The organism is Arthrobacter sp. SD76 (assembly GCF_049726125.1).
In the GTDB taxonomy this organism is placed as follows: Bacteria; Actinomycetota; Actinomycetes; order Actinomycetales; family Micrococcaceae; genus Arthrobacter; species Arthrobacter nitrophenolicus.
On sequence record NZ_JBNBLR010000001.1, the window covers coordinates 747,793 to 768,095 of the forward strand.

Genomic DNA, 20,303 nt, shown 5'->3' on the forward strand with positions numbered 1-20,303 from the left:
CCGCATATCCTGAACGAACGGTCGGTAAATAATTCCGCACGTCCCAGAAGGTCATTGCATAGGAGCAACCATGGCAGCGCAGAACCTGCAGTCAGTGCCCGCTGAGCCAACAGCCGGAACCAGCGAAGCGGCAGAAGCGGAGGCCCAGGCCCACTTCGACCGCGTCATGGCCGAGGACTCACGCATCGAGCCCAAGGACTGGATGCCGGCGGCCTACCGTAAGACCCTCCTGCGCCAGATTTCCCAGCACGCGCACTCCGAGATCATCGGCATGCAGCCCGAAGCCAACTGGATCTCCCGCGCCCCCAGCCTCAAGCGCAAGGCCATCCTCATGGCCAAGGTCCAGGACGAGGCCGGCCACGGACTGTACCTCTACAGCGCCGCGGAAACCCTTGGCCAAACAAGGGACGAGATGATGGACGCCCTCATCGCCGGCAAGGCCCGCTACTCCAGCATCTTCAACTACCCGGCGCTCACCTGGGCGGACATGGGTGCCATCGGCTGGCTGGTGGACGGCGCAGCCATCTGCAACCAGGTCCCGCTGTGCCGGGCCTCCTACGGACCCTACGGCCGCGCCATGGTCCGCATCTGCAAGGAGGAGTCCTTCCACCAGCGCCAGGGCTTCGAGATCCTCCTCGAACTCTCCAACGGAACGCCGGAGCAGAAGCAGATGGCCCAGGATGCCGTGAACCGCTGGTACGCCCCGGCCCTGATGATGTTCGGCCCGCCGGACGACGATTCCCCCAACTCCAAGCAGTCCATGGCCTGGAACATCAAGCGCTTCAGCAACGACGAACTCCGCAGCCGCTTCGTCGGCATGATGGTGGAGCAGGTCAGGGTCCTGGGCCTCACCCTCCCCGATGACCAGATCCGCTTCAACGAGGACACCAAGAAGTGGGAGCACGGGCCCCTGGACTGGGACGAGTTCCACGAGGTCCTCGCCGGCCGCGGCCCCTGCAATGCCCAGCGCCTGGAGCGCCGGAGGGCAGCGCACGACGACGGCGCCTGGGTAAGGGAAGCAGCCGCCGCCTATGCGGGCAAACAGCGAGCAAAACAGTCAGCAAAGCAGAAGGAATACGCAGCATGAGCCCCCACGGCAACCCGGAAGAGCCGGCCAGCTCGGCCGCAGAGATCAAGCGCGAAGCCCCGAAGGTTTCGACAAGCTCAACCAACGAGGTTTCGACAGGCTCAACCAACGAGGTTTCGACCAGCTCACACCACGACCGCTCCGCCTGGGGCCTTTGGGAGGTCTTCGTCCGGTCCAGCCGCGGCCTGAGCCACGTCCACGCCGGGTCCCTGCACGCGCCGGACGCCGCCATGGCGCTGCGCAACGCACGCGACCTCTACACCCGCCGCAACGAGGGCGTCTCCATCTGGGTTGTCCCGGCTGAAGCCATCGCCTCCAGCGACCCCGACTCCAAGGGCGCCTTCTTCGAAAGCCCGCAGGGCAAGGACTACCGGCACGCCACATACTACACCAAGAGCGAAGGGGTGAAGCACCTGTGAGCACCCCCGGAACCAACACCGAAGCAACGGAAACAACAGGCCACGGCGACATCTCCACCGGCGTCGCAGGCGGCGACAGCAACGCGTCAGCCACCAGGATCACCCCCGGCAATGCCCTCCGCCCCGAGGACATCGCTCTGGAAGTCAAGACCGGCCTGGCCAAACCCAGCGGGGACATCGCCGAGTACGCGCTGCGGCTCGGTGACGACGCCCTGATCCTCGCCCAGCGCCTGGGCCACTGGATCTCCCGTGCCCCCGAGCTGGAGGAGGACGTGGCACTGGGCAACATCGCCCTGGACCAGCTGGGCCATGCCCGCAGTTTCCTCAGCTACGCCGGCGGCGGGCTGACCAACCAGGACGGCAGCACAAAGTCAGAGGATGACCTGGCCTACTTCCGCCGCGAGCACGAGTTCCGCTCCGTGCAGCTGTTCGAGCAGCCCAACGGCGACTTCGCGGCCACCATCGCGCGCCAGTTCGTGGTGAGCTACTACCAATTCGAGCTGTACCGCCGCCTGACGGATTCCACAGACGAGACACTTGCCGCCATCGCCGCCAAGGCCGTGAAGGAAGTGGACTACCACCGGGACCACAGCGCCCAGTGGATCCTCCGCCTGGCTGGCGGCACGGACGAATCAAGAACCAGGATGATCCACGGCCTGCGCCTGATGTGGCCGTACGTCAACGAGCTGTTCCAGGACGACGACCTGACGCAACGGCTCGCGGAGGCGGGCGCCGCCGTCGCTCCGTCCAGCCTGCGGGAGGACTTCGACCGGCTGACCGGCGAGGTCCTGCGCGAGGCCGAGCTGGAGGTGCCGGACGTTCCGGCGGCCCCCGGCGGCGGCCGGCACGGCAAGCACTCGGAGCACCTGGGCTACATCCTTGCGGAGATGCAGGTGCTGGCCCGCGAGCATCCCGGAGCCAGCTGGTGACTGCGGCCATGTACATCTCGGACTTCGAAACCCGGACCCGGACCCCGCGGCAGAAGGCGTGGGAGATCGCCGCCACGGTGTGCGACCCGGAGATCCCGGTGCTCACCATCGAGGACCTGGGCATCCTTCGGGACGTGAAGGTGACGCAGGAACAGAACGCAGCGTACGACGCCGGCACCGCCTCCGCGGGCACCGCGCCGAAGGTGCGGGTCACCATCACCCCCACGTACTCGGGCTGCCCGGCCATGGACGCCATCCGTGACGACCTCAAGGCCGCGTTCGCCAAGGAGGGGTACACCGACGTCGAGGTTGACCTGGTCCTGGCCCCGGCCTGGACCACGGACTGGATGACCGAGGCCGGCAAGGCCAAGCTCCGGGAGTACGGCATTGCCCCGCCCACCGGCAAGGCCGGCCACCAGGGCCCCATCAAACTGAAGATGGCCGTCAAGTGCCCGCAGTGCTCCAGCCTGAACACCCGGGAACTCACCCGCTTTGGTTCCACGTCCTGCAAGGCGCTGTACGTCTGCAATGACTGCAAGGAACCGTTCGACTACTTCAAAGTCCTGTAAGGAAGCCCCATGCCTGTTGTCCGCCAGACCGCCGCCGAAGAGGCTCAGGTGACCGGCCGCCGTCGTCCGTCCTTCCACGCCCTTGTGGTGAAGGAGGTGCGCCGGCTGACCGATGACGCCATCGAGGTCTCCTTCCACGTGCCGGCGGAGCTCGCCGGCCAGTTCGATTACCTGCCCGGCCAGTACGTGGCGCTGCGCACCACGCTGCCGGACGAGACCGGCGAGCCGAAGGAAATCCGCCGCAGCTACTCCATCTGCGCCGAGCCGCGCAGCTTCGGGGACGGCACCAGCGAGATCCGGGTGGCCATCAAGAAGGACCTGGGCGGGCTGTTTTCCACGTGGGCCAACGCCGAGCTGAAGGCCGGGGACACCCTGGACGTGATGAGCCCCATGGGCGCGTTCGTGTCCAAGCACGGCCGGGACGGTGTGGCCGTGGAGCAGAACGTCATGAACTCCATGAACCACCCGGAGGACCTGGCGGGCGAGCCGGGCACGTTCGTGGCCATCGCGGCCGGCTCGGGGATTACCCCGGTGATCGCGATCGCCCGGACGCTGCTGGCCGCGAACCCGGACACCAGGTTCGACCTGATCTACGCCAACAAAGCCGCCATGGACGTGATGTTCCTGGAGGAGCTGGCGGACCTGAAGGACAAGTACCCGCAGCGGCTGGCCATCCACCACGTGCTGTCCCGCGAGCAGCGGATCGCGCCGCTGCTGAGCGGCCGGATCGATGCCGAGAAGCTGCAGCAGCTGCTGGGCACCGCCATCCACGCGGACGACGTGGATGAGTGGTTCCTGTGCGGGCCGTTCGAGCTGGTGCAGCTGTGCCGGGACACCCTGGCCGAGCGCGGCGTGAAGCCGGAGAACGTCCGGTTCGAGCTGTTCACCCCCGGCAAGCCGGACCGCCCGGAGGGCCACGCCGGCCGTCCCGTGCTGGTGGACGAGTCCAAGGAGACGTACAAGATCACGTTCAAGCTGGACGGCTTGCAAGGCGAGGTGGCCAGCCCCACGCACGCCCGCGAGTCGATCCTCAACGCAGCGCTGCGGGTCCGGCCGGATGTGCCGTTCGCGTGCGCCGGGGGAGTGTGCGGCACGTGCCGGGCCAAGGTGGTCACCGGCAGCGTGACCATGGACGAAAACTACGCGCTGGAGCAGGATGAGCTGGACAAGGGGTACGTCCTGACCTGCCAGAGCCACCCCACCAGCAAGGAAGTCACCGTCGACTTCGACGTCTAACGGCCGGTGGTTGAGCCTGTCGAAACCAAGACCCGGTGGTTGAGCTTGTCGAAACCGTCGAAACCGAGCCGTCGAAACCCGGTGGTTGAGCCTGTCGAAACCCAGCCTGTCGAAACCCAGAAAGAAGGACCCATGATCTCCCTCTCCATCAGCAACGGCGTGGCCGAAGTTGTCCTGAACGCCCCGCAGAAGCTGAACTCGCTGGACGAGCATGCGCTCAACGAGCTGCGCCAGGCGTACGACGACGCTGCTGCCGCCGCCGAGCGCGGTGAGGTGCGGGCGCTGCTGCTGCGGGGGGAGGGACGCGCCTTCTGCGCGGGCCGCGACATCCAGCACGTGACGCCGGAGAGCGACGACGCCGCCGCGTACTTGGGCGGGCTGGTGGAGCCGCTGCTGAAGAAGATGGCGGACTTCCCGGCACCGACGTTCGCTGCGGTGCAGGGCGCGTGCCTGGGCGTGGGGCTGGGGCTGGTGCTGGCCACGGACGTGGTGTACGTGGCGGAGAACGCGAAGTTCGGCTCCCCGTTCGCGAAGCTGGGCGCCACGCTGGACTCGGGCGGGCACTGGTACTTCACCGAGCGGCTGGGCATGCACCGGACGCTGGACCTGATCTACACGGCGGACCTGATCTCCGGCGCCGAGGCTGTTGCCCAGGGAATGTTCAGCCGGGCCATGCCTGCGGACACGCTGCTGGACAGCACCCGGGAGATCGTGGCCCGGGTGGCCTCCGGTGCCACCGGCGCGTTCGTGGCCAGCAAGGAGCTGGTGGCGCACATCCGGGACCAGCGCCTGGGCCTGTGGGAGGCCATGCAGGAGGAAAATGCCGAGCAGGCACGGCTCTGCAAGACCGAGGACTATGCCGAAGGGTTCCGGGCGTTCCAGGAGAAGCGCGAACCGGTCTTTAAGGGATAACCGCTATTTCCGTCTCTTCTCCCTAGCCTGCAAGAGGGCCATCATTGGCTTTATAGCGCTGTTGGTTGTCGGGCTGAGCGGCCGCCGGCGGATGGGAGAGGACCGTGCTCGCTGCAATGCTGTGCAAGTTCAATATCCACCATCAATGGCATGGTGAACATACCGACGACGGGGACCTCTACAAACGATGCCTGCGCTGCGGTAAAGACGCTTATGGCGGGGATGGCGCTTCCGAGGGTTGGGCGTTACGCCGGTGGTGGTAGGCGGTTGCGACCCAGCCTTCTGGTCTGGAACTAGAAGGCCCGGCGGCTATCGCCCTGCAAGGTCAACCGACTGGGTGGCCGTGGCTGCAGGTGGTTTCCCCGGCAAAAGCTCGTGTCCCTGAATGCACGTAGCAGAGGGAGGGGGTGGATTGTCGTGTGCCAGGAAGAAGAGGCTGCTGTGGCCGTGGGCGATGGCGGCGTCCTCGCGCTTCAACCAGGATGTCCGCTGAGGGCCCTCTTTAGCCTCACTTTTGTGGGAGCGGTGGCTGTTCCTGAATGGGTTTCCGACCACGGCTGACCGCGACCTTTCCAACGATCCCGTCCCTGCAATGCAGCGATTTTCGGTACCACGAGTATAGGCTCGGCCCCTTCGTCACAACAGAGACGACTCAAGAGCGAGCTGGGCGCCGCCGGAAACCTGACATAGTTCCCCCGCAGCGCCCAGCTCTCGCATATACGTCTCCGTACTAGAGCCCCACTTGGGTGGCGGCGTATTCAGCCTGTTCCGGCGTGAATTGGTTGCCGAAAGGGCTGGTCAGCTGATCGATCAGCCTTTCGCGGGAAAAGCCCATACCTGAGTCCATATATCCCTTTGCGGCTCTGACGGCTTGCTCATTCCAGTCGGCACCCGAGTTTGCTACTGCGTAGGCGGCCTGCTCTGGCGTGAACTGGTTGCCGGCGCTTGAGGTCAGCTGCTTGGTAAGCGAGGCCTCGGAAAAGCCAATTCCCGAGGTCAGATAACCCTTCGCTGCTTTGAGCGCCTGATCGTTCCAGTCGGCGCCAGAATTTGCCACGGCCCACTCGGCATCCGCCTGCGCAAACTTATTTCCGAAGCTAGAGGTTAGCTGTGCGGTGAGAGAAGCCTGAGAGAATCCGATGCCGGAGCTAAGGTATCCCTTCGCAGCCGCCAAGGCCTGAAGCTGTGCCGGGGTCCCGTTGGGCTCGTTGGCTGCGGGTGGTTGCTCGGCGGGCGGTTGCTCGGTAGGCGGTTGGGAAGCAGCGTCTGCCGGTGTCGGCGCTGCGGTAGATGTCGGCGCGGAATCAACGGTTGTGCTCGATTGCCGATTGCCGCCGCTGCACGCACCAACAATGATGAAAAACACAATGATTGCCGCCGGAATGATAAAACGCTTCTTTTTCCAGAGCGGCTTTTTCTGACTTTCGCCGACCGGCGGCTGACTGGGTGCTGGTGGTGGTGTTATTCCGGTGCTCATCGTGTTCCCCTTTGACGCGACCTGAGACAGATTGTCACTCTCAGCCGTGATGGCTTCGATGAATCGAATTTTAGGTCGAGAATGTCGCATATTGCAGGCAAATTATTGATGTAACCGAAAGGAGATCTTGACTGAAGCTTGAGTCCCACTTGCAGGGATCTTTATCCCCGTTGGAAAGAGTAGAAGAGGCCGGAGTTCGCCGGCAAAAAAGCACAGCGTCGGCTAGAGGCAGCTGACCATGCTCAAAAACTACTCTGGGGGCTTATTTGTCTGAGATCTTGCAGGAAGAAGTCGTTGCCAACGAAAGCGGTGTGAGCCGCCGCAGGGTAGTCGCAGGTGTCGCCTGGTCCCTGCCTGTCATCGCAACAGCAATCGCCGCGCCGGCGGCAGCAGCGTCCGGCATCAGCGCGACCACAGCGCTGGTGGGCACGGGATCGGCCATCTCGTTTGTGAGCTCAACCGGCACCGGATCAGGAACCAACCACACCGGAACCGGCCCCACGGGGTTTCAGGTCACCAATGCCGGCAGTGCCTTCACGGGCGTGATCAGCGGCACCGTAAACATCAAGCCGGTGGGAACAGTAATTGCGGGCGCAGGGCTTCAAGCCCTGTCCACTGCAACGCTGACACCGGCTGCAGTGCCATACACGAACACGTTCGAGTACAACGCCACCTTCGTCTACGCCGGCGGCATGACGGCCGGCCAGACGCTGAACTTCCCCATGACCTACCAGTACCAGCGGCTTACGGGATCAGGGCCGAGCAAGACCACCTACACCTACACTTTGACGATCACCCTGCGTCTTCCCGACAACACGGACCGGGTCCTGACCGGCACCATCACGGTCAATTACTGATGGTCTGGAAACGTGGCGGCCTGGTGGCCGAAGTATGCAGCGAACGCCGGAGCCGGGTGGCCCTGCTCCATGTGGACGCAACCCAGCCCGTGGTCCTGGAAGGCCCGGCAGCGGTCATCTGGGACCTGATCGACGGCCAGCGGACAGAGCAGTCCATCCTCGCGGAGCTTGAGGCCACCTTCGAGGACCGGACAGGGCAGATGCACTCCCAGGTGGAAGACTTCCTGGCCAGCCTGGAGGCACAGCGCCTGATCGAGGCTGCGCCCGGCAGTGGCCACTAGCAGCTTTTTCCCCGGGAGCACGGTGCGGAATGCGCTGGTCTCCTGGGAGAAGCGGCTGTTCGAGGAGCTGGCGAAAGGCAGCGACCTGCTGTGCGTGGACGTCCTGGGCGTGCAGTTCGGTGTGCGGTGGGGCCGTGCTGTCACCCGGCAGCAGCGGGAGGGCATGAGCGCGGCGTGGTCACGCTGCGCCAGCGTCCGCCAGCGCATGCTGCCGCCGCTCCCCGAGGAACCCACCGCTGACCTGCCGTTCACGGCGTCCGTTGCCCACCGGTCCGTGACGCACGACGGCGGCACGTTCCACCTGCAGGCAGCTTCCTTTGAGGAGCTGGCCGAGACCCTCACCACCAGGCTCACGCTGGCCGCGATCCTGGCCAACGCGGGCGAGCTGACGATGTTGCATGCGTGCGGTGTCGCGGATCCTCTGACGGGCGCCGTGGTGGCGCTGGTGGCCAAGTCGGGATCGGGCAAGACCACCGCGGCGTCCGTGCTGGCCAAGAGCTACGGGTACGTCACGGATGAGACAGTGGCCATCGCCCATGACGGCTCCGTGGTGCCGTACCCCAAGCCGCTGTCCGTGAAGCACGGCCGCAGTCCGTACAAGCGGCAGGTGGGGCCGGACGAGCTGGGGCTCCTGCCGGTCATTGCCATGCCCTTCATCCAGTCCATCGTGCTGCTTGACCGGGTCCAAGGCGGCGTCCCGATGGCCCCGGTACTGAAAAAAGTCCCGCTGGCCGACGCCGTGCTCGCCCTGCTCCCGGAGACGTCCTCGCAGGCCAAGATCGGGGCGCCGCTGCAGTCGCTCTGCCACCTGATCGACGACGTCGGGGGAGTGTGGCAGGTGACCTACTCGGAAGCTGAAGACCTGCCGGCGGTTCTGGAACCGTTGTTCCGCGAACAGCCGCGGCCGGAGCCGGAATGGGAAGCCAAAGTGACCGAAAGTGCCGGCACAGAAGACATCCCGCAGGACGCCTTCCGGCGCGCACCAGCCCAGGATGCCGTGGCCGTCGGGGGCGACCTCCTGGTGATGCTGGAGAACCACGTGGTGCGGCTCAGCGGGATCGGCCCGGCCATCTGGGAAGCAGCCGCCGCCCCGGTCCCGCTGGAGGACCTGATGGAAGCCGTTGCCAGGGTACACGGCACGCCGGAAGGCTACCCGGCCGCCGTCGAACGGGCCGCACAGCAGCTCGCCGCCGAATCAGTTTTGGAAAAGTAAGGAAACCACCATGACCACACCAGCCGCCGCCGCGGAAGCGCCTCCCGGCCTGGACCTGACGGACTACCTCCGCGTGGTCCGGGCGTACTGGAAGGGGATTGTCGCCCTCACCCTGCTGGCCACGCTCTCGGCGCTTGGCTGGACGGTGCTGCAGCCCAAGATCTACTCGTCGGACTCCAGCGGCATCGTGGTGACGCCCGGCTCCGACAACGTCAGCCTTTCCCTGGCTGGCGACAGCCTGGCCAAGGCCAAGGTCAAGAACTATGAGTCGGTGGCGAAGTCGCGGCTTGTGGCGGACCGCGTCATCGCCACCCTGGGGCTGGAGACCACGGCTGACGCGCTCCTTGGCAGCGTCACGGTGAAGGTTCCGCTGGACACCGCGGAGATCCGGGTAACGGCTCAGTCGACTGATCCGGCCACGGCGCAGCGCGTAGCCGATGCATGGGTCAACGGCCTCGCCGCCCAGGTGGAAGCGATTGAGACAGTGCCGCCGGCCCAAGCGGCCGTCGAGTCCGGGACCGCGGCAACGCCCGACGCCGGGACGCCGGCGGGTGCCACGGCTACGGCTGTCCGGGTGCTCCCGCTGGGCAAGGCCGTCCTCCCCACCAGCCCCTCGTCCCCCAACACCAAGCTGAATCTGGGGTTGGGCGCACTGGTGGGCCTGGCGCTCGGCATGGCCTACGCGGTGGTCCGCCGGCACCTCGACCGCCGCATCCGCCAGGCGTCCGAGATCGAGCGGCTGTTCGGGGTCCCCGCCATCGGCACCCTTCCCGCGGACCGTCGACTTGAGGGCAGGAGCAGCGTCCTGGACACCGGCACCGCCGAACAGATCCACGACGCCGGGGGAGCGATGGCCGAGGCCCTGCGCGAGCTCCGCACCAACCTCAGCTTCCTGGACGTCGACCAGCCGCCCCGGATCATCGTAGTGACCAGCTCCGTCCAGGCAGAAGGCAAGTCCACCGTCACCGCCAATCTCGCCGTCACCATGGCGGCGGCCGGCGAGAACGTGGTGGTGGTCGACGGCGACCTCCGCCGGCCCACGCTGGTGGACGTTTTCAACCTGGTTCCGGGCGCGGGCGTCACGGATGTCCTGACCGGCACCGCGGAGCTTGACGATGTCCTGCAGCCGTGGGGCGCCCTGCCCAACCTGTCAGTCCTTGGCTCGGGCCGCATACCCCCGAATCCCAGCGAGCTGCTCGGGTCTCGGGCCATGAAAACCATGCTCAATACCCTCGCCGAAAATGCCGTTGTCCTGATCGACGCCCCGCCGCTCCTTCCGGTGACGGACGCCGCCGTCCTCTCACGCGTGGCAGACGGCGCCATCGTGGTGATCCGGACCGGCAGGACCACGCAGGAGCAGCTGGCCCAGTCCCTGGGGAACCTGGACAAGGTCAAGGGCCGCGTGCTGGGTGCTGTCCTGAACTACGTGCCGACCCGGGGGACGGACGCGTACTCCTACTACGGCACGTACACCTCCACTCCTGCCGCAATGCCTGCAGCTGCTCCCCAGGCCGCGCGCCCCGTGCTGGATACGCCAGCGGAAAGCGCCGTGGAAGCTGCCCTGAGCGGACGCCGGGCAAAGGGCTAAGCGGTGTCCGTGGCAGACCAAACAGACAAGGCCCAACTCAGCGTCCCCGAGGGGGTTCTGCTGGCTCATGCATTGGTGGCACGCGTGGCGGACAGCTTGGGCGTCCGCGCCTTCTTCATCAAGGGACCAGCCAGTGTGCTGCAAGGGCTTCGGCAGCCCAAAACATCAGCTGATGTGGATGTTTTCGTGGACCCTGCCGGCCTCGAGGCCGTGCTTCAGGGCTTGCGTGAGCGTGGCTGGCGCCAGCGCCCTGTGGACCCGGACACGACCACGTTTCCCAAACACGCTGTCACCCTTCATCACCCGGAGTGGCCGTGCTGCGTTGACGTCCACTTCCGGTTTCCTGGGATGGAGGCTGATCCCGCTGAGTGTTTCGAGGCGATGTGGGCTCACACGGGAGAGTTTGACCTGGCAGGGCAGACAATACGGGTTCCGTCGCCTGCTCTCGCAATCCAGATCCTGGCACTGCATGCGCTCAGGTCGCCACACCTGCCTGCCTGCCGGCAGGAACTTGCGTACCTGGCAGAACTGGTCCAGCGCCAGGCCCTAGTCCCCGGCCTTATGGAGATCGCCGCAGCCACAGGCTCCCTCGCGGCGGTACGGCCCTTCCTGGAGGGCCTCCTTGAGGATCCGCGCACTGTGGCGTGGCCGCAGGCGTCCATAGAATGGCGCAACCGCCTGCTGGCCAGGGAACCGGGCAGCGCCCGGCTCGTAGCCCTTGTCCAGGCCCCGTGGCGGGCCAAACCCGGGCTGCTGTGGCGTGCAGCCTTCCCGCAGCCGCAGGCCTTCCTAGGCAGAAACATCTATGCGGACATGTCGTGGCGCGGGCAGGTCACGCAGCACCGGGCAAGATGGGCTCGTTTCCTCCGCGCCCTTCCTCAAGTCGCCAAGGACCTCAGAGCTGGTGGTTGAGCTTGTCGAAACAAGCCTGGCGAAACCCAGCTTCCGGCGGTTGAGCCTGTCGAAACCAAGCCCGTCGAAACCAAGCCTCCGGAGGTTGAGCTTGTCGAAACCAAGCCTGTCGAAACCCCTCAAAATTGCCTTTCCGTCCGCGAAATTTGTAAGGTTCACCTATGACTATGGGGAAAGCTGTTACCAAAGCCGTCATTCCTGCTGCCGGACTGGGAACTCGCTTCCTGCCCGCCACTAAGGCGATGCCGAAGGAAATGTTGCCGGTGGTTGACCGTCCGGCCATCCAGTACGTGGTGGAGGAGGCTGTCAACGCGGGCCTCAACGACGTCCTGATGATTACGGGCCGCAGCAAGCGTGCCCTGGAGGACCACTTCGACCGTGCTCCTGGCCTGGAACGTGTGCTGGAGGAGAAGGGCGACAAGGAGCGCCTGGAGTCTATCCAATACGCTTCGGAATTGGGTCCTATCCACTATGTCCGCCAGGGCGAGGCCAAGGGCCTGGGCCACGCGGTCCTGTGCGCTAAGCAGCATGTGGGCAACGAGCCATTTGCCGTCCTGCTAGGCGATGACCTCATTGACGAGGCCGAGACCCTGCTGAGCACCATGATGGAGGTGCAGCAGAAGACCGGTGGTTCGGTGATCGCCCTGATCGAGGTGGATCCCTCACAGATCAGTGCCTACGGCTGTGCGGACATAACAGCCATTGAGGGCGAGGACTATGTCCGCGTGAACAGCCTGGTGGAGAAGCCGGCCGTGGGCGAGGCGCCGTCCAACCTGGCCGTGATCGGCCGTTACGTGCTGCATCCGTCCGTGTTCGGCGTTCTCGAGAACACCCCGCCCGGCCGTGGCAACGAAATCCAGCTGACCGATGCCCTGCAGACACTTGCTGCCGGCGAGGGCGAAGGCTCCGGCGTGTACGGTGTGGTCTTCAAGGGCCGCCGTTTCGATACTGGAGACAAACTGAGCTACCTCAAGGCCGTCATCACGCTGGCATCTGAGCGCGTTGAGTTCGGTGAGGATCTGAAGACCTGGATGAAGGGCTTTGTAAACTAGCGCCGGCCCGTTCAACCTACTGGAGGTCCGCTGCCGAGAGGCGCCGGGCCTCCAGGCTTTAACCGCCACAGCAGCCAGCAGGGCGCCGATGACTGCTCCTGACGTGTTTGTCACCAGGTCCACGGGGCTTGAAAAGCGGTTGTGGAGAAACAGAAGCTGGCCGAGCTCCATGCAGCAGGAAATAAGCAACCCGAAAGCCCCCAGCTGCCACAATCGTTTTTCCGGAAACGCGAAGGCACCGGCGAATCCAAGCGGCACAAATAACGCCACATTGGCAGAGGCCTCAATGAACATGTAACTGAACCAGTTGGGCATTCCATGACGATGAAGGAAACCCAGGATGCTGGCGAGCTGTCCCTGAATGGGTTGATCTACCGGGCTAGGCCAATAGGCTATGAAAGCTAAGGGAATGAGCATGACGCCGAGTGTGATTCGCCAGAAGCGACGATTGTGGAGAAGTCTCATCTGCCCCTAGAACTGCGGTGGTTGAGCTTGTCGAGCCCGGTGGTTGATCTTTCGGGCCCGTGTGGTTGAACTTGTCGAGCCCGGTGGTTGAGCTTGTCGAAACCTTAAACCAAGAAGGTGGGTGGTCTCCTTTCCGGAGACCACCCACCTTCTTCGGTGTTGGCGAGTGATGCTGTTAGGCAGCAGCCTCTGCCTTGGCCCGGCGCCGAACAACCACTACGGAAGTTGCACCAGCAGCCAGTGCGCCGGCACCAACCAGGGTCCACAGAACCAGGCCGGAGTCGGCACCCGTGTTGGCCAAGCCAGTGGCCGAGCTGCCGCCAGTGTTTGCAAGCGGCGCACCACCGGTGTTAGCCAGGGAAGCCGCAACAGTTACGGTAACGGGACCCACGGTGACGCCAGAGGTATTGCCTGTTGCCGTGATGGAGTACGTACCTGCTTCGCTGATCGCGATGGGCAGCGAGAAGCGACCCTGGGCGTCAGCCGTGGTGCTGAGAGTGCTCGGGGCGAGGTACAGGTTGATTTTGGCTGCCACAGCTGCGCCGCCAGCGATGCTCGCGCCGTCCGAAGCCGGCGCCTGGCCCGGGGTGACGGTAATGGTAAGAGTTTCGCCGGCAAGGAAGCCCTGGCCGCTGAAGATGAAGTCTTCACCCGGGCCGACGACGCCGTCAGAAACGGCGGCCTGCGGCGGAAGGGCGGGGTAGGTTGCTGCCATTGAAGGAGCCGCGCCTACGAGTGCGATAGAACCGGCAAGTGCTAGTGCTGCGAGTGTTTTCTTCATGTGTCCCCCCGGAGACGTTTAAGTTTTTGATGTACCCGATTTTGGGGAGTATTCCCCTCCGCACGAGACCCTGTGCAGAACTACGGATATGTATCCCAAAAAAGACCGTACCATCTGTTCTTCGCTGTGGGCAATCTCAATCCAGTCGGTTTACATAGTGTTAACGGGTTGGCCATGAAACTAGCTGCAGGTCGCCGTTTTGGACGGCAGTATGACCTCATTTACAGATTGAAGAGTGGGTGTGACAACCACGTTAGGTTCGGTATGCTGCACGATTTTGTCAAACGTGAAGTCCACGGTCGTGGTCTCACCTGGAGCCAATCGCGTAGCTAATACCGCTACGGGCCTGTCACCATGTTTGTGTGGTGCGAAGTTCGTCTTCTGTCCGTTAACATCAACGGTTTGGATATGAGCTTGGGCAGGTCCATAGGCCACCAGGTTGGTTTGAACTGTTCCAGGAGGTACTCCGAAGACTCCGTCCCCTGTTACATACGCCGGCAAGGAGGTTGCGGCGTCAAGCGGGGCTGTATTTGTGCTGGTGACCCGTACCATGGTTTGCGCATAGCCGTCCTTGGAACATGTGCCAAGAAGTTGCACAGTCCGCTTTACGTAATAGTCCATTTTCGCCCCCGTTCCGTCGTTGAAGTAAACCCCAAACTGTGCGGGGGCGACGCTGGGCCCAGTTATGGAACCCCCGATCGGGTACTTGGCGAGGATGGCCTGTTCAGAAGAGCTATCTGACCAAACGAGAACGCGCCCCTCGCCAACACCCTTGACAATGCCGTCAACGAGCTTCAACGCATCGCCTCGGCCTTCGGAGAGGGACGCAAAAATTTCCCTAGCAACTCCGGCGAAGTATTTGTCTTGATCTTCTGGCCGCTTAATTTTTACGTATGCATCGGAGAGCAGCGTGGAGACGACATTTTCACTGGTGAGTTCGGGTGGAAGTCCCACTCCAGTTGCTAGTTCCGAATCATTCAGGGTTAGCGGCCCAGTTGCTGATAGAAGGTAGCTCAGGACGACTGGGTCGATGGACAGCACACCCTGGACGCGTTGTCCTGTCTTTCGTTCCCACATTGCCTGTGCGGTGCTGGCAGCCGTCGGAAAATCTGGCGTCAGGTTCACGTCTTGCATGTATTTACCAAGTCGGCCCGTATAGATCTGTGTTTGCTCAGGATCAACAGCAAGAGTTGGTGACATGTTTCCCACATCCGCAGCACTGCTTTGAGCGGTCAGAGACATCTTCCCGCCCTCCAAGGTCAAAATTGCCAATGCCCAGGTATCCCACCCGATGAACGAACTTCGGCATTATTTTGAATCATCAGGAGGTAGTTGCGAGGGGCTTCGCTTCCCATCATTGCTGGGACCAGTGACGTCGTGCTGGCTGCTGCATTCAGAGGACCGACTGTAGCCGCGAGTTCTTCTCGTGCTTTGATGAGAGGTTCCGATACTTGCGGCAGCAGTCCTTCAACCGGAATTGCATCCAGTCGGTTTGTGGACTCTCGCACAGCATGCGCGGCTGAGGCGATTCTTGGTGCAGCCTGTTTGATAGCTTCGAGGTCCGCCCCAGAGCTGCCAGGTACGAGCTTTTCCCACTTGAGAGTGGAAAAGATGTCTACCAGCGGAGAGACACCAAGTACAGCTACATCCTCTGCAGACCGAGTAACCTCCGATATGGCGCCGAAGTTGGCGCCGATCCCTGGGATGGCTGTTGCCAGGGTCCATAAGGGATCGTTTGCAGCCTCTCTGGCTGCAGCGGTGTGAGCTCGTAGCTCACCTGCAGCGGACGATGCAGCTTGCGCGTCTTTCGATGCAACATCGTCCTTAAGTTGTTCCATCAAGTCTGTTGCTGCCGTGAGTTCGTCTCTAATTACGCCAGCTCTATTTTGCAGCCAAGCTGCCGATGCCGCTATCAACACAAAAAAAAACAACGATGGGTGTGGAGATCTTCCAAAGCCTACCGCCGCTTCGCCTGATGGACATTCGGCTCACTTCCTTACTTTCGATGGTTCCGCTGTGAAGTGGCGCGCTTGTCGCCTACGTCGGCAGTGCCCTCTGGCTGGCAATGGTCTGCCAGCTCGGAAGGTCATGATCACGGGCTAGTTAAAGGGTGGGAGGCTAATGCCTGCAGTTCAATAAGCCCCTGTGCTGTTCAAGACAACCCTGACCGTCCGCAGCAGGATGACCAAGTCTCCGGTCAATGACCAATTTTCGACGTAGTACAAATCGAGTCGGACTGAATCCTGCCAAGACAAGTTGGATCTACCACTCACCTGCCACAGCCCAGTGAGTCCTGGCTTCACAAGCAGTCTGCGACGGACGTCGCGCTCGTAGGCAGCGACTTCTCGTGGCAGTGGAGGTCTCGGCCCCACCAGGCTCATAGACCCGCCGAATATGTTGAACAACTGCGGGAGTTCATCGATACTGAGTTTCCGAATGACTCGCCCCACCCTCGTCACTCGCGGATCATCCCTCATCTTGAACAGCAAACCGCTACCTTCGTTCGCGTTCTGCAATTCAGCGAGACGCTGTTCAGCATCGACCGCCATCGAACGAAACTTGAGCATCTTGAATAATTTGCCCTCGATTCCGACACGCTCCTGTTTGAACAGAATGGGGCCCGGGCTATCGAGTTTGACAAGCAATGCAACCACCAGCATCAAGGGAGATGCCAAAAGGATGAGGACGCACGAAACTGCAACGTCAAAGAGTCGCTTGGCTACCCTTTGCCCGCCTTGAAGGGTCGGCGTCGTCACGTGAATCAAGGGGAGCCCGGCAACTTGCTGCGTGTGGATGCGCGGGCCCGCGATATCAGTCAAAGCTGGAGCCATGATGAGGCTGACATTCTTAGATGCCAGTTCCCACCCCAGATGACGGAGCACCTGCGGATGGAGCTGCACTCCTGCTGAAATTGCAACAGCATCTGCCTTACAGCTGTCGATCGCTTCAAGAATCAGCTTCGGGTCCGTGCTATTGCCGAGCACCGGTAGGGAGAACTCCCCATCCACCTGCGAAGAAGACTCTGAGCCCGGGGTGTAAGCAGCGACCGGAAGATACCCTGACTGCTTTGAGCCATTGAGAGAATTTGCTAAGTGAGCCACGGCGCCTGGTCCGCCCAGCAGCATCAACCTATACATACTGTTGCCGCTGTTCCGGTCGACATTCAGGTGCTGACGCACCAGCCAGCGCGCTAATAACAGGCCAAGAAGGCCGGCGGGAAGAGCGATTCCCACATAGCCTCGGGCAGTGTCTATTCGTAATACGTAGGAGAAGATCGCGATGAGTCCGAAGAGCCATAACGAAGCTGCGGCAACTCGCTTGTACTCATCGGCACCTGAACCCAGTATTCTGCTTTGTCGACTGTTCCAAGCGCCTAGCATGATCCACCAGACTGCAATGAGTACTGCGGACCCCCAGCCGTAAGCGGCTTCATTTCCGGTCATTACGTTGGCCTCGGCCCCAAAACGAATGACAAAAGCGCCTACAACCGCCCAGGTAAGAACAAGGGCATCCACCACACCCAGAAGCCTGGACGATCGAATCCGCCAATCCGTGCCCTGACTCAAAGACCCTCATTTCATCATCGGGGCGTTAGGAGTTGTATAGCTCGGCGCTCAGTCCCCGTTGAGCCCTATCGCTTACGTGCCGGATGGTCATCCTGCAGACACGTTGTGCAGTGTCAAGCATGTCGTGACACCACGCGCATAATCGTCGCCTATCCGGGCCACGGCATGCAAATTACTTCTGTCGCAAAATGGATTGTAAAAGCGTGACGTACCGACGTCATGCGCGTTAGATCGACTCATCGTGTTGTCGTCCGCACACCCCGACGAGAAGCAATGTTGATAAGGTTGTTTGCAAACCATAGAGGGCGAAAGAGCCGTAGGCTGGGGGAACAGTTGCAAGCCAAAAAACAGGTAGTGATCCATGTCACGGAAAGCTATGGTGGCGGGGTAGCGAGTGCGATCAGGGACTACGGTCGGAACTACCCGCGTGCGGAGCATCACCTGATTTATGCCCCAAGAGAAGATGCTCCTGTTGATCAGTCCTTAATGGCGGGCTTCGCTCAGGTGATCAAGATGGATGGGGGCCATCTAACCAGGGTGGCCTGTATCCGGCGCCACGCGAAGCAGTTTCCGAAGGCAATAATCCATGCCCACTCCAGTTTTGGTGGCCTCTATGCCCGTCTTGCTGTTCGCAAGACTGACAGGCGACCGATCATCTACACTCCCCACTGCTATGGCTTCGAGAGAAGAGACGTTGGCCTGTTTCGCCGATCAACCTTCTGGGTAGCTGAGTGGCTTTTGGCCTTTAATACGACCATCTTTGCCGCTTGCTCAAGAAGAGAACAGTCCCTTTCCAAATGGCCGCTGAGCTCAAGCAGGAGTATTTTTCTGACTAATGTGCCTACTGGAGACATCGGCAAGAGCGCCTCGGTACGAGACAAGTCTTCAGCCCTGCGTGTAGTCGGAGCTGGACGATTGGGACCACAAAAGGATCCGCAGTTTTTTAGGGATTGTGTGGATGCCTTGCGGCTGGGCGGGTTTGCCATTGACCCGCTTTGGATCGGAGGAGGAGATGCAGAGAAGGAAGCATTACTCCAGGAAGCCGGCATCCCCACAACCGGATGGCTCTCTCGAAGTGACACGCTGAAAAATCTTGCCCAAGCGGATGTCTATATCCATACAGCCAGATGGGAAGGCTTTCCGATAGCGGTGTTGGAAGCAGCACTTACGGGCCTCGCCATTGTCGTGAGGGACATTCCTGCGTTCGAGGGCGTAGATATGCCCCTAAGGATCAGCTCGCCGTCCGACCTGCTGGACTTCTGGCAGAAGCTCGATATCCCAGAATACAGGGATCAGGTGGCAATGGCAGTGAATGAAGCTTTAGCGGACTGCAATGATAAGCAACAGCGACAGACCCTTGAAGAGTTATATGCCCTGGCAAATTGAATTGAAGGGTTTTGGGTCCCTAGTGACCCGACCACACACAGCGAAGAGCGGCTCCGTCGACCAGCGCCGTTGCAAGTCCCAAGCCCCCGCCAGACTCCAGTAACTGCACAGTCCCGTGCGACTGTTCCGCCCGTGTACCTCGGAGCGCATGGTCGGGAAAGCTAACGGCTGGACAGGGCCTGCCTCGTCAACTGAGGAAAACAGTCGGAGCTGCTGGGTGTCATCTTCCGAAAGTCAGGGAAGACAAGCACACTCGAGCGAGGGGATCCAATTGCGGTAATCATCTCGCGGGACAGTGAGGGTCGCTATACAATCAGCTAATCCGAGGTTAGCGCGAAGGCTTATCCTTGGCCGCTTTAGCTCGTTTGGCCTCTCGTAGGGATAGAGCAAACAGCAAAATCGCGGTCAATGCATAAGATATCGAATCGGCCAGCAAGGCGCCGGCAGCTCCAGCATAGAGAGCACCAAGCGGACCTATTACCAGTGAGACTGCAAGGATCACCATCTTTATGATGGTTGCCTTCCAAGCAATTCCTTGAATACGCAGAGTTATTGTTGGAACTATTGACAAGCCAGCGGCGAACCGGTTTAGAGCTCCAGGAAGCAAGAGTGCGGCTACTAGAAGCCAAGTGTCCTGGAGGAGTAGCTCTCCCAAGTCTTGCGGCAGCAGCATGAGAGCCCCGAGCATGCATGAAATCGTAATGGCTACCGGTATAACCAGCTTGCCAGAGGTGCGGGTTAGGCCGCCCATTGAACTAATCATGTCTAAGTGCAGTTCGCGGAGAATTTGAGTGCGCAGGAAATGAATAACCAGATTTGCAACTCCGTACACTACAAGGGTGGCGCGAAATGCTGCAACCTCTTCCGGCGCCACAAACAAGGCTAAAATAACGACAATCGTGTATCCAGCAAGGGCTCCCATTGCGTTTTCGGTAAAGTAAGCTGAGCTGCTCTTCCACGTAGATTTCAACCAAGGAAATGCATTCCGAAGTGATGGGACTGTAGCCGTCCAGAACAACGTTATGATTCCCACCCCGAGGGATGCCAGTCCCCAAAATGCAAGCATCAGCGAGCTGTCACGGCTGATGAATCCAGCAACAGCAATACTCGTAGAGCCGGAAAGCAAGGTAATTGCATCATTCGCAATTAGTGATCGCGTTCGCTGCTGAGCTATAAAGCAGTATCTAAGGGAGTCTTGGAGCACTAAACAGGCGCTGCGATGGCTGCCGCCCATAGTGGTCCACTGGATGAGCCGCTCAAGTAAGCTGCCGATGCGCACACGATAGCTGATACGAGGGCGATGATCACGGTCAGGCCCAACATCGATCGAGTATCACGACCAATCGATGGCCGGCCAGTATAGGCGCCAACCGACCGGACTAAAAGTGGTTCCCCACATATTGCCCGACAGAGGCTAACTACCAGGAGACACGTAGCTAGGCCAAAGGAAAAGAAACCAAGATCCACTGGGGCCAGAAATTGCGCAGCAACAACAAAGGTGAGCAGCCCGTTTGCGCTGACTATTCCTTGATCGATGAAACCCAGAATAAGACGACCCCTCTTCGACGGGCTC

The 20,303-nt window shown here is 61.6% G+C and carries 17 protein-coding genes and 2 pseudogenes; 13 read left to right on the forward strand and 6 right to left on the reverse strand.

Annotation, left to right across the window (positions count from 1 at the left end; genetic code table 11):
- Positions 1–70 precede the first annotated feature (70 nt).
- The 6 genes from paaA to ACPEE0_RS03705 all read left to right on the forward strand — a co-directional run bounded on the left by paaA (position 71) and on the right by ACPEE0_RS03705 (position 5,152).
- Positions 71–1,087, forward strand: a complete 1,017-nt coding sequence (paaA, locus tag ACPEE0_RS03680) for a 1,2-phenylacetyl-CoA epoxidase subunit PaaA (protein WP_424573927.1) — start codon at positions 71–73, stop codon at positions 1,085–1,087.
- Entirely contained in the window at positions 1,084–1,506 is a 423-nt protein-coding gene (gene paaB, locus ACPEE0_RS03685) for a 1,2-phenylacetyl-CoA epoxidase subunit PaaB (RefSeq protein WP_424573928.1), read from the forward strand. The genes paaA and paaB overlap by 4 nt, the downstream gene beginning before the upstream one ends.
- Complete coding sequence (gene paaC / locus ACPEE0_RS03690) at positions 1,503–2,435, forward strand: 1,2-phenylacetyl-CoA epoxidase subunit PaaC (RefSeq protein ID WP_424573929.1); 933 nt, start codon at positions 1,503–1,505, stop codon at positions 2,433–2,435. The genes paaB and paaC overlap by 4 nt, the downstream gene beginning before the upstream one ends.
- Before the next feature lie 8 nt (positions 2,436–2,443).
- Complete coding sequence (gene paaD / locus ACPEE0_RS03695) at positions 2,444–3,004, forward strand: 1,2-phenylacetyl-CoA epoxidase subunit PaaD (protein ID WP_424575234.1); 561 nt, start codon at positions 2,444–2,446, stop codon at positions 3,002–3,004.
- Positions 3,005–3,013: 9 nt separating this feature from the next.
- The gene (gene paaE, locus ACPEE0_RS03700; protein WP_424573930.1) at positions 3,014–4,240 is read left to right on the forward strand and encodes a 1,2-phenylacetyl-CoA epoxidase subunit PaaE; all 1,227 of its coding nucleotides are present in this window, start codon (positions 3,014–3,016) and stop codon (positions 4,238–4,240) included.
- A 132-nt stretch (positions 4,241–4,372) separates the two neighbouring features.
- Positions 4,373–5,152, forward strand: coding sequence for an enoyl-CoA hydratase/isomerase family protein (locus tag ACPEE0_RS03705; RefSeq protein ID WP_424573931.1), 780 nt, complete (start codon positions 4,373–4,375; stop codon positions 5,150–5,152).
- 730 nt (positions 5,153–5,882) lie between these two features.
- Here the strand turns inward: ACPEE0_RS03705 and ACPEE0_RS03710 are convergent.
- Positions 5,883–6,629 (reverse strand): Ltp family lipoprotein, encoded by a 747-nt coding sequence (locus ACPEE0_RS03710; protein ID WP_424573932.1) that lies wholly within the window; start codon positions 6,627–6,629, stop codon positions 5,883–5,885.
- 266 nt (positions 6,630–6,895) lie between these two features.
- Between ACPEE0_RS03710 and ACPEE0_RS03715 the strand changes: the two genes are divergently transcribed.
- From ACPEE0_RS03715 to galU, 6 genes are all read left to right on the forward strand, one after another.
- Positions 6,896–7,486 (forward strand): hypothetical protein, encoded by a 591-nt coding sequence (locus ACPEE0_RS03715; RefSeq protein ID WP_424573933.1) that lies wholly within the window; start codon positions 6,896–6,898, stop codon positions 7,484–7,486.
- The gene (locus tag ACPEE0_RS03720; protein WP_424573934.1) at positions 7,486–7,767 is read left to right on the forward strand and encodes a PqqD family protein; all 282 of its coding nucleotides are present in this window, start codon (positions 7,486–7,488) and stop codon (positions 7,765–7,767) included. Before ACPEE0_RS03715 ends, ACPEE0_RS03720 begins: the two co-directional genes overlap by 1 nt.
- The gene (locus ACPEE0_RS03725; protein ID WP_424573935.1) at positions 7,757–8,980 is read left to right on the forward strand and encodes an ATP-binding protein; all 1,224 of its coding nucleotides are present in this window, start codon (positions 7,757–7,759) and stop codon (positions 8,978–8,980) included. The genes ACPEE0_RS03720 and ACPEE0_RS03725 overlap by 11 nt, the downstream gene beginning before the upstream one ends.
- Positions 8,981–8,990: 10 nt before the next feature.
- Entirely contained in the window at positions 8,991–10,568 is a 1,578-nt protein-coding gene (locus ACPEE0_RS03730; RefSeq protein ID WP_424573936.1) for a polysaccharide biosynthesis tyrosine autokinase, read from the forward strand.
- A gap of 9 nt (positions 10,569–10,577) precedes the next feature.
- Positions 10,578–11,480, forward strand: a complete 903-nt coding sequence (locus ACPEE0_RS03735) for a nucleotidyltransferase family protein (RefSeq protein ID WP_424573937.1) — start codon at positions 10,578–10,580, stop codon at positions 11,478–11,480.
- Between the two features lie 161 nt (positions 11,481–11,641).
- On the forward strand, positions 11,642–12,532 hold the full coding sequence (gene galU, locus ACPEE0_RS03740) for a UTP--glucose-1-phosphate uridylyltransferase GalU (RefSeq protein ID WP_424573938.1): 891 nt from the start codon (positions 11,642–11,644) through the stop codon (positions 12,530–12,532).
- Positions 12,533–12,658: 126 nt separating this feature from the next.
- On the opposite strand, the pseudogene ACPEE0_RS03745 reads toward galU, so the two are convergent.
- The 4 genes and pseudogenes from ACPEE0_RS03745 to ACPEE0_RS03760 form a co-directional block, all read right to left on the reverse strand.
- Positions 12,659–12,997: pseudogene (locus ACPEE0_RS03745) on the reverse strand (VanZ family protein); the annotation flags it as partial.
- 175 nt (positions 12,998–13,172) lie between these two features.
- Positions 13,173–13,778, reverse strand: a complete 606-nt coding sequence (locus ACPEE0_RS03750) for an LPXTG cell wall anchor domain-containing protein (protein ID WP_424573939.1) — start codon at positions 13,776–13,778, stop codon at positions 13,173–13,175.
- A gap of 180 nt (positions 13,779–13,958) precedes the next feature.
- Positions 13,959–15,616 (reverse strand): annotated as a pseudogene (locus tag ACPEE0_RS03755) (DUF4012 domain-containing protein).
- Between the two features lie 294 nt (positions 15,617–15,910).
- On the reverse strand, positions 15,911–17,296 hold the full coding sequence (locus ACPEE0_RS03760) for a sugar transferase (RefSeq protein WP_424573940.1): 1,386 nt from the start codon (positions 17,294–17,296) through the stop codon (positions 15,911–15,913).
- Positions 17,297–17,698: 402 nt separating this feature from the next.
- Between ACPEE0_RS03760 and ACPEE0_RS03765 the strand changes: the two genes are divergently transcribed.
- On the forward strand, positions 17,699–18,730 hold the full coding sequence (locus ACPEE0_RS03765; RefSeq protein ID WP_424573941.1) for a glycosyltransferase: 1,032 nt from the start codon (positions 17,699–17,701) through the stop codon (positions 18,728–18,730).
- A gap of 328 nt (positions 18,731–19,058) precedes the next feature.
- On the opposite strand, the gene ACPEE0_RS03770 is transcribed toward ACPEE0_RS03765, so the two are convergent.
- On the reverse strand, positions 19,059–19,856 hold the full coding sequence (locus ACPEE0_RS03770; protein WP_424573942.1) for a hypothetical protein: 798 nt from the start codon (positions 19,854–19,856) through the stop codon (positions 19,059–19,061).
- Positions 19,857–20,303: the final 447 nt, after the last annotated feature.

Excerpts from the sequence above, each read along its gene's own strand:
- paaA (WP_424573927.1), top strand. The coding sequence starts at position 71 with ATGGCAGCGCAGAACCTGCAGTCAGTGCCCGCTGAGCCAACAGCCGGA.
- paaB (WP_424573928.1), top strand. The coding sequence starts at position 1,084 with ATGAGCCCCCACGGCAACCCGGAAGAGCCGGCCAGCTCGGCCGCAGAG.
- paaD (WP_424575234.1), top strand. The coding sequence starts at position 2,444 with ATGTACATCTCGGACTTCGAAACCCGGACCCGGACCCCGCGGCAGAAG.
- paaE (WP_424573930.1), top strand. The coding sequence starts at position 3,014 with ATGCCTGTTGTCCGCCAGACCGCCGCCGAAGAGGCTCAGGTGACCGGC.
- ACPEE0_RS03705 (WP_424573931.1), top strand. The coding sequence starts at position 4,373 with ATGATCTCCCTCTCCATCAGCAACGGCGTGGCCGAAGTTGTCCTGAAC.
- ACPEE0_RS03710 (WP_424573932.1), bottom strand. The coding sequence starts at position 6,629 with ATGAGCACCGGAATAACACCACCACCAGCACCCAGTCAGCCGCCGGTC.
- ACPEE0_RS03720 (WP_424573934.1), top strand. The coding sequence starts at position 7,486 with ATGGTCTGGAAACGTGGCGGCCTGGTGGCCGAAGTATGCAGCGAACGC.
- ACPEE0_RS03730 (WP_424573936.1), top strand. The coding sequence starts at position 8,991 with ATGACCACACCAGCCGCCGCCGCGGAAGCGCCTCCCGGCCTGGACCTG.
- galU (WP_424573938.1), top strand. The coding sequence starts at position 11,642 with ATGACTATGGGGAAAGCTGTTACCAAAGCCGTCATTCCTGCTGCCGGA.
- ACPEE0_RS03750 (WP_424573939.1), bottom strand. The coding sequence starts at position 13,778 with ATGAAGAAAACACTCGCAGCACTAGCACTTGCCGGTTCTATCGCACTC.